General features: G+C 39.5%; 8 protein-coding genes. 3 read left to right on the top strand and 5 right to left on the bottom strand.

Annotation, left to right across the window (positions count from 1 at the left end):
• Positions 1–168 precede the first annotated feature (168 nt).
• The 3 genes from HMPREF0023_RS15565 (at position 169) to HMPREF0023_RS15555 (ending at position 2,267) form a co-directional block, all read left to right on the top strand.
• A complete protein-coding gene (locus HMPREF0023_RS15565; RefSeq protein ID WP_004639262.1) occupies positions 169–765 on the top strand; it encodes a nitroreductase family protein in 597 nt (198 codons plus the stop codon).
• Positions 766–989: 224 nt separating this feature from the next.
• Positions 990–1,667: a DUF2057 domain-containing protein gene (locus tag HMPREF0023_RS15560; protein ID WP_005080508.1), complete on the top strand. Its 678-nt coding sequence runs from the start codon at positions 990–992 to the stop codon at positions 1,665–1,667.
• Between the two features lie 24 nt (positions 1,668–1,691).
• Complete coding sequence (locus HMPREF0023_RS15555; RefSeq protein WP_008942553.1) at positions 1,692–2,267, top strand: GNAT family N-acetyltransferase; 576 nt, start codon at positions 1,692–1,694, stop codon at positions 2,265–2,267.
• A gap of 94 nt (positions 2,268–2,361) precedes the next feature.
• Here the strand turns inward: HMPREF0023_RS15555 and HMPREF0023_RS15550 are convergent, their stop codons facing one another.
• Genes HMPREF0023_RS15550 through cydP form a run of 5 tightly spaced genes read right to left on the bottom strand, consistent with a single transcriptional unit; the run spans position 2,362 to position 5,690 of the window.
• A complete protein-coding gene (locus HMPREF0023_RS15550; protein WP_005080513.1) occupies positions 2,362–2,658 on the bottom strand; it encodes a cyd operon YbgE family protein in 297 nt (98 codons plus the stop codon).
• Position 2,659: 1 nt separating this feature from the next.
• Positions 2,660–2,764, bottom strand: coding sequence for a cytochrome bd-I oxidase subunit CydX (gene cydX, locus HMPREF0023_RS16400; protein ID WP_005080515.1), 105 nt, complete (start codon positions 2,762–2,764; stop codon positions 2,660–2,662).
• Between the two features lie 15 nt (positions 2,765–2,779).
• Positions 2,780–3,925: a cytochrome d ubiquinol oxidase subunit II gene (gene cydB / locus HMPREF0023_RS15540; protein WP_008942551.1), complete on the bottom strand. Its 1,146-nt coding sequence runs from the start codon at positions 3,923–3,925 to the stop codon at positions 2,780–2,782.
• On the bottom strand, positions 3,922–5,499 hold the full coding sequence (locus HMPREF0023_RS15535; RefSeq protein WP_005080519.1) for a cytochrome ubiquinol oxidase subunit I: 1,578 nt from the start codon (positions 5,497–5,499) through the stop codon (positions 3,922–3,924). Before HMPREF0023_RS15535 ends, cydB begins: the two co-directional genes overlap by 4 nt.
• Complete coding sequence (cydP, locus tag HMPREF0023_RS15530; RefSeq protein WP_008942550.1) at positions 5,499–5,690, bottom strand: cytochrome oxidase putative small subunit CydP; 192 nt, start codon at positions 5,688–5,690, stop codon at positions 5,499–5,501. The genes HMPREF0023_RS15535 and cydP overlap by 1 nt, the downstream gene beginning before the upstream one ends.
• Positions 5,691–5,743 lie beyond the last annotated feature (53 nt).

The following is a 5,743-nucleotide window of genomic DNA, read 5'->3' as shown; positions in this document are numbered from 1 at the left end:
CTGCTAAAAAGGCCCCATATAAGGGGTCTTTTTTTATAGTCTGAGAATAGTGTTGTTTCAAAAACGAAACGATCTGTTATATTTTTTAGGCTATTACAGGAAAATGAGTCGTTATACACTACATTCAATCCAAGATAACTCCCATCGGGTACAGGTAGGAATAACAACATGAGTAACTTTTTAAATAGCATTAAAGCACGTCGTACAATCTATGCCATTGGTAAAAATGTTTCAGTTGATCAAGCAACGATTGAAGAAACAATTCGTGAGGCTGTAAAGCAAAGCCCATCATCTTTTAACTCACAAACATCACGTGTTGTTACTTTATATGGTGCGTCACATACAAATTTCTGGAATATTGTGCGCGAAACATTACGCAAAATCGTACCAGCTGAAGCATTTGAAAGCACCAATGCAAAAATTGATAGTTTTGCTGCTGGCTTTGGTACAGCGCTATTTTATGAAGATCAAGATGTTGTCAAAGGTTTACAAGAACAATTTGCATTGTATGCAGATAACTTCCCAGTATGGTCAGAACATTCAAGTGCCATTGCGCAATTTGCGACTTGGACTGCGTTAGCTGAAATTGGTATCGGTGCTTCATTACAGCATTACAATCCAATCATCGATGAAGAAGTTGCGGAAACTTTTGCGATTCCTGCTAATTGGAAACTACGTGCTCAGCTAGTATTTGGTTCAGTTGAAGCACCAGCTGGTGAAAAAACCTATATGGATGATGCAGCACGTTTTAAAACTTTTAACTAAAATTGTCGTGAAATAAAAAGGGCGCTTGTGCGCTCTTTTTTGTAATAAGAAAAAACAGTAAGATTGGGCAAAAGTGGTATGGTCTTTAACGGCAAATATGAGGTATATATCACTTGATGGGAGAAGGCTTAAGATAGGTCATTCGCCTTATTGTCATAAAATAGTCATAATCTCGTAGCATAGTGCATACGGTTTCATAAATAGTTTATATCGAGAAAAGTCTAATGTCTTTAAGAGTTGGTATTGCTGCTTTCGGTTTGTTATTCAGTGGTTCTGTTTTTTCAGCGGTTACAATTACTGCGCCTGAAGAAATCGTTATTGTTGCGGTGAATGGCCAAGAGGTAAACTCTGGTTTATTACCTTCAAGTAAAAATAACTATCAAGTTGATGCTGGTGACATAACTCTGAATGTTCGATACCGTGAGTATTTTGAGCATTTAAGTGGTGAGCATGACATCGTGAGATCGGGCGTTGTCACCATTCAAGCTCCAAATTTAAAAGATAACCAAAGCTATCGTTTGGGTTTGGTTAATGCTCCAAAAGATTTTGAAGCCGCAAAAAAATATGCCGAACAGCCTACAGTTGCACTTTATGACCAAAATAAGAAATTGATCGTACAACAAACTGGTGCTAATAATGAGGCAAAACCTTGGTTCACTGGTAGTGGTTTATTAAGCCGAACACTTGATCTAACTCAAAAGAATAAAAATAATACCGCTAATCAACCTGCAGCCGTATACGCAGGTGCAAAACCAACAATAGCTGAGCCTGTTGCTACAGTTGCAACAACATCTAATAATGCTAACAGAACCACTGATCAGCAATTGGTTGAGTTGTGGCAAAAAGCCTCTAAAGCTGAACGTCAAAAGTTTATGGCTTGGTTAGCTGGTCAGAGTAACTAACGTATTTATAGTTTAGTGAAGCCGATGTTATCATCGGCTTTTTTATTAAAAAGATATAACGAAGAAATGATGAGCTTAAAAATTAGAAAAGCAATAAGGCATGATGTAGATCAACTTATAGAATTATTGAACATAGCATACAGAACGCGGTCTGGTCGCAGTTGGACCACGGAAAAAGATTTAGTAGAAGGCAGTCGGATAACGGAAAAGCAATTAAATGATGAGCTAGAAAAAGAACAATTTGAATTATTTGTGGGTGAAGACGAGCAGAACAAAATTATTGCGTGTGTGGGTTTAACATTTGATGGTAGCAGTGTAGAGATAGGTACATTTGCAGTTCACCCCATGATCCAAAATCTAGGCTGCGGTCGTAAAATGCTTAATTTCGTTGAGCAATATATTATGGTTGATCATCCTCAAGTTTCTGATATTTTCATGAGTGTTTTAGATCTAAGACAAGAATTAATCGCTTATTATCAACGTCGTGGTTATCAAAAAACAGGAAAGATGTTGCCTTATCCCTTAGATGCGGAAGTTGGCTTACCTCTGACATTCATCCAACTTATTGAATTAAAAAAGAAGATAAAATGCATTTTGTAATTGCATTTAAATTACGTTGTATGTGTTTGGTGTTGAAAAAGAGGCATTTCGAGTTTAACCTAAAATGCCTCTTTACTTGATCGTTGTATAAGGTTTAATTACCGACCCAAATATAATAGCCTAAAACCATGAGTGGCCATGCAACATATGGACTGAATAACCATTTCCATAACCAAAACTTGGGAATAAATCCTACACCATGAATAAAGCCACCAGAAATTCCAATCATAACCAACATCAGTAAGCTATGGTTGTAATTTCCCTGAGCATCTAACATTAAGGCAGGATGTACCAGTAAAATAGCTGCGAGTGGCAATGCCAACAGAAACGAAATGGTCATTGCAAATACATGTGCCTTACTATTTTTCGGTGTTGTCATTGCTTTTGCCATTTTAGGATTCCTCATCTAGATTTTGATGGTGTTCGATATATAGTGCACTCAGAACACCTGCAAAACATGCCATTAAAATGCCTAGAATCCATGCAAAGTACCACATATCATTGCTCCTCAATCAGTACAAACTATGTGAATTTTCTTCAATGTGTTTGCTGGTAATTACGCCCCACATTTTGTAATAAGACCAAGAGGTGTAGATCAAAATGAGTGGAACAAAAATACAAGCCGCAACCGTCATCACTCCGAGCGTTTTATGGCTAGATACAGCATCCCACATTGTTAAACTAGAGGTTGGATCAATATTGGATGGTAACAGGAATGGGAATAGTGCAAATCCAGCTGTAAGAATCGCACCAACAATCATTAAGCTTGTGCCTGTAAAGGTAATAGCAGCTTTTTGTTTGCCTGCACTGATCAGTGCAAGTATTGCACCTAAAATGGCTGCAACAGGTGCGGCTACCGTGATTGGGTAGGTTAAGTAATTATTCATCCAGCCATGGTTTGCATTCGTCACAACTTCTTTTGCAAGAGGGTTGAGTGCGGCATTGGTGTCGATAGCAGTGGCATAGCTATAACCTTCAATACCGCCGAAGTATAGCCATGCACCTGCTACAAGGAAGCAGGCAAGAAAAATAGCTGCCATCAGTTGTGTTGCTTTGGCAGAACGATGAAATAAATCTCCATCTGTACGTAACATCAACCATGAACCACCATGAGCGCAGAGCATGGATAAGCTCACAATACCGCAAACCAATGCAAACGGATTTAAGAGAGCGAAGAAGCTACCTGTATATTGGGAACGTAGAGTTTCGTCTAAGCCAAATGGAACACCTAAGAACAAATTACCAAAAGCCACACCAAAGATTAGCGCAGGAACAGCACCGCCTATACACAACCCCCAATCCCATGACGTACGCCATTGCGTGTTTTCTAATTTAGACCGATAGTCAAAGCCAACGGGTCGTAAGAATAGTGCAAACAGGACCAGTAGTAGTGCCCAATACATACCCGAAAAGGCAACTGCATACACCATAGGCCATGCTGCAAATAACGCACCACCGGCTGTAATAAACCAAACTTGGTTACCATCCCAGTGTGGTGCAATGGTATTGATTGCAGCTCGGCGTTCATTGTCTGTTTTACCGACAAATGGCATTAGGGCCATTGCTCCCATGTCGAAGCCATCGGTGAGTGCAAAGCCGATAAGCAATACACCAACCAATACCCACCAAATAATTTTGAGTAATTCATATTCGATCATGGTTGAGCCTCCACTGATTTTGCTTCAAGTTTTTCAAAGTGATACTTACCAGTGTGTAAAGAACTTGGACCTAGACGTGCAAACTTGATCATCAAATACATTTCGATGATGAGAAGAACTGTATAGAAAGCAGCGAGAGCGATAATCGAACCCCATACATCGCCTGCACTGATACTAGATGCAGATAAGTGTGTTGGCAAAATTTCACCAATTGACCACGGTTGACGCCCACCTTCAGCAACATACCAACCTGTTTGAGCCGCAATCCATGGGAGTGGGAGAGAGAATAGTGCAAATTTGAGTAACCATGGTTTATCTTCAGCATTGCGTTTAGCCACTGCCCAAGTTGCCAAGATAAAGAGTAGAAGCATCAAAAAGCCAGAAGCAACCATTGCACGGAATGAAAAGAACAACGCTGCAACATTTGGAATGGTATCTTTGGTTGCTGCCTGAATGTGAGCTTCAGTTGCATCAACAACATTTGGCGCATATTTCTTTAATAAAAGGCCATAACCAAGGTCTTTCTGATTTTGCTCAAATGATGCAAGTAACTCTGGTGAGCGATCACCCGCACGTAGTTTTTCTAACTCACTATATGCCACCATACCATTACGAATACGTACCTCGTGTTGTTTCATGAGATCGTGAATACCCGTTACTTCTTTGTCAGTGGAGCGCGTTGCAATAATACCCATGACATAAGGGATTTTAATGGCGTAGTCAGTCCGCATTTTTTCTTGATTTGGAATACCAAATAAGGTGAATGCAGCAGGTGCTGGTTCTGTATGCCATTCAGCTTCAATAGCCGCAAGTTTAGTTTTCTGAACATCACCTAATTCATAACCAGATTCATCACCGAGTAAAATGACAGATAAAGTAGATGCTAAACCAAAGATAGCTGCAATCGCGAAAGAACGACGTGCAAAAGGTAAATCCTGTTTTTTCAATAAGTAGTAGCTAGAGATCGCTAAAACAAAGATGGCACCTGTCACATAACCAGCAGATACAGTATGGACGAATTTAACCTGAGCCACTGGGTTGAAAATCAAGGCTGCAAAGTCTACGAGCTCCATTCGCATGGTTTCATAATTGAATGCAGCACCGACTGGGTTTTGCATCCAACCATTTGCAATCAAAATCCATAATGCGGACATATTTGAACCGATTGCGACTAACCAAGTTACTCCTAAATGCTGAAATTTTGAGAGACGATCCCAGCCAAAAAAGAATAACCCAATAAAGGTAGACTCTAAGAAGAAAGCCATTAAGCCTTCAATTGCAAGCGGTGCTCCGAAAATATCACCGACATAGTGAGAATAATATGCCCAGTTCGTTCCGAACTGGAATTCCATTGTTAGTCCAGTGGTGACACCTAAAGCAAAGTTAATCCCAAAAAGTTTTCCCCAAAACTTGGTCATGTCCTTATATATTTCCTTACCAGAAATCACATAAGTGGTTTCCATAATGGCAAGAATAAAAGCAAGACCTAAAGTTAAAGGGACAAAAATGAAGTGATACATCGCAGTCATTGCAAACTGGAACCGCGAAAGATCGACCACGCTTTCAGAAATCATCAACGTGTCTCCTGAGTGTTAGATAAGTCACCAGCAATACGCTCGGCAACTTGATTGTTAAAATCTTTTGGAATTGTTGGTGCATCAAACCAGACGTGTTTAATTACCATGAGAAGGATTACTTTAATAATAAGGATAATCGTGATTTCTCGAATTAATCGCCGATTTGAGTTTTGAGAACTTGTGTTCATAAAACTGGAGTTCATATTAAAGTGAAGATATTTGTATTATTTACTAAATATAT

Origin of the sequence: Acinetobacter sp. ATCC 27244 (assembly GCF_000156555.1) — a bacterium.
GTDB classification, from domain to species: Bacteria; Pseudomonadota; Gammaproteobacteria; order Pseudomonadales; family Moraxellaceae; genus Acinetobacter; species Acinetobacter haemolyticus.
Note: the sequence above shows the minus strand (reverse complement) of the source record. Positions and strands in the feature narration are given on the sequence as shown.